This is a genomic window from Microvirga medicaginis, assembly GCF_052658925.1.
Genome location: NZ_JBQWEL010000051.1, coordinates 1 through 2530, shown reverse-complemented (window position 1 = coordinate 2530; position 2530 = coordinate 1). Strand labels below are relative to the sequence as shown.

General features: G+C 59.8%; 1 protein-coding gene. It reads right to left on the bottom strand.

From position 1 onward, the window contains the following. Window positions 1–1593, bottom strand: a 1593-nt coding sequence (locus ACUXUR_RS26675; RefSeq protein ID WP_445505370.1) for a DNA translocase FtsK, incomplete at its 3' end; no start/stop codon positions are given. Window positions 1594–2530: the final 937 nt, after the last annotated feature.

Sequence of the window (2530 nt, the reverse complement as noted above, 5' to 3'; positions counted from 1 at the left end):
GCCCTCGATCTCCTTGCCGGCCACCATCATCAGGTCGGCCATCTCGTCGACGATCACCACGATGTAGGGCAGAGGAGTAAGGTCGATCGTGACCTCCTCGTAAACAGCCTTTCCGGTTTCCTTGTCGAAGCCCGTCTCGATGGTTCGCGTAATGACCTCTCCCCTCGCCTTGGCCTCGGAGACGCGGGCATTGAAGCCGTCGATGTTGCGCACACCGAGTCTTGCCATCTTTTTATACCGGTCCTCCATCTCACGAACCGCCCAGCGCAAGGCAATGATCGCCTTCTTCGGGTCGGTCACCACCGGGGTGAGCAGGTGCGGGATGCCGTCATAGACCGAGAGCTCGAGCATCTTCGGGTCGACCATGATCAGGCGGCACTGCTCCGGCGTGAATCGGTAGAGCAGCGACAGGATCATGGTGTTGATCGCCACCGACTTGCCCGAGCCGGTGGTGCCGGCCACCAGCAGGTGCGGCATGCGGGCGAGATCGGCGATCACCGGCTCGCCGCCGATGGTCTTGCCGAGGCAGAGCGGGAGTTTTTGCGTCGACGCCTTGAAATCCGCCGTCTCAAGCATCTCGCGAAGATACACGGTTTCACGGCTATCGTTCGGCAGTTCGATGCCGATCGCATTGCGGCCTGGGACAACCGCGACACGGGCGGAGACGGCGCTCATCGAGCGCGCGATATCTTCGGAGAGTGCGATAACACGCGAGGATTTGACCCCCGGAGCGGGCTCAAGCTCGTAAAGAGTAACCACCGGGCCCGGATGAACATGAATGACTTCACCCTTAACACCGAAGTCACGGATGACCTTTTCAACCCTGCCCGCTCTCTCCTCAAGGATATCTTCGGTGAGGACAGGCCCCTCGCTCTCGGGAGGCTCAGCCAGCAATTCAACATCAGGGAGTTCGTAACCTGAGTTCCTTGCACGATCCGGCGCGGGGAAGTTGATGACCTGCGCCATCGAGGCATGTGCAGGCGAAACGGAGACGTCGGAAGCAACAGGGCTGACGTCTGCCGATGCGGGGGATGAATTCTCCGCCTCTCCCGCAACCTTCATCGATACTGAAGCTGATGCAATGTCTTCCCCGTACAGGGCGAGATAACCTGAATCAAGCTCCTCAGGGATCTGCTCGGATGCGACCTCCGTCATTTCAGGAGTGGTCACTTCCGCAGGTTCAACCGATTCGGACACACTCTCTGGAGCCTGAAAAATTTGAGGGCGCTCGACCTCCTCCACGACAGTGACGCTGTCGAAAGGAACTGCATCCTGTACTGAAAGGTCAATCGACAAGTCGGGTTTCAAGATTACTGCGAAGCGGTAGAGGCCCGACTGGAACGCGAATGCAGAAAAGACCGGCTTTGCGGTTTCCACGGGAACAGGCAGCAACAGCTCGGCCCGGCGCTCCGGAACGGCCTCTTGGGCTCCAGAACCATCCGTCGCGGATTCGACGCTCTCGCCGCCAACAGCATCCGGACTTGTTTTCGGACTTTCGGTCAGATCTGCCGCATCGGCGACAGATGATATGGCGACGGCCCCCGCTTCCTCGATCGCGGCGGGAGCCGAAGCAGGCTTCTTTATCCCCGCCATTCCAGTGCCTGCACATGGAGGTGCCGCAACCGGCAAACACTCCGCCTCCGACTGAGATGTAGAAGGAATGGGTGAGTCGGGCTCGACGGCACTCCGCAGCCGTTCCAGGCGCCGGCGAATGGCCTCTGCGCAGGACCGGTCGGCGGCACGAGCAAGACGGGCAACATCCATGGCCTCACTCGCCGGGTGGGCCACTACGTTGGTCTCCGGCTGCTTTTTGATAAAGCGATCAGGGGTGCGCGTTGCCCTCACGTCCTTGTCAAGCGTGAAGGCCTTCCACCACCCGGGCTCCGCTTCGCCGGCGGAGGACCAAGGGGTCTCCCAAACGGATGTGTCATGACTCGTCTGTGCCGAATCGTCCCGCTTCTGAATCTCCGCCTGGATTGTGGGAATTCTGCCTCCCGGCTGGACTGCGGCTGGAAGAAAGTCGTTAGGCTTAAATGGCTTACGCATGAGAACTGGCAAATCCGTCGGAGCTGGAAATTGGATACCGCTGATGCGGTCCGCGGACTCTGGCCAACTCTGGTAAAGACAGGGTTATTGACCGAAGCGCCTCCTGTCGCCGTGAGCTGGGCGAGGAGGATTCGAACGCCCCTCGCCTATGTTTTTGGGTGGCGTCACCATATCTCGTTTATTGTTATGCGAACCCAGCAGGCTCCGAAGCCTTCTCTAAGTCCCTGGCACGTTCGACTGCCCTGTCGATGGGGCCGTTGTTTGAGCCTTTGTGGACACATGATCGTTTCCACTTGCAATAGTCGCAGGATTGATTATGTGTCCCCTCCCCGCGCCGCCGCGAAAGCAGGTGGGCGCGTTTCTCAGACACGCTGACCATCAGTTCCCGAGCCCCCTGTTCGGGAGCGATGTTCTGTCTTCAGGCGAGAGCAGCTCAAGCCGTCGCTGGTTTGAACGGATCGTCTGGAGGTTTGTGTTTAGGGCC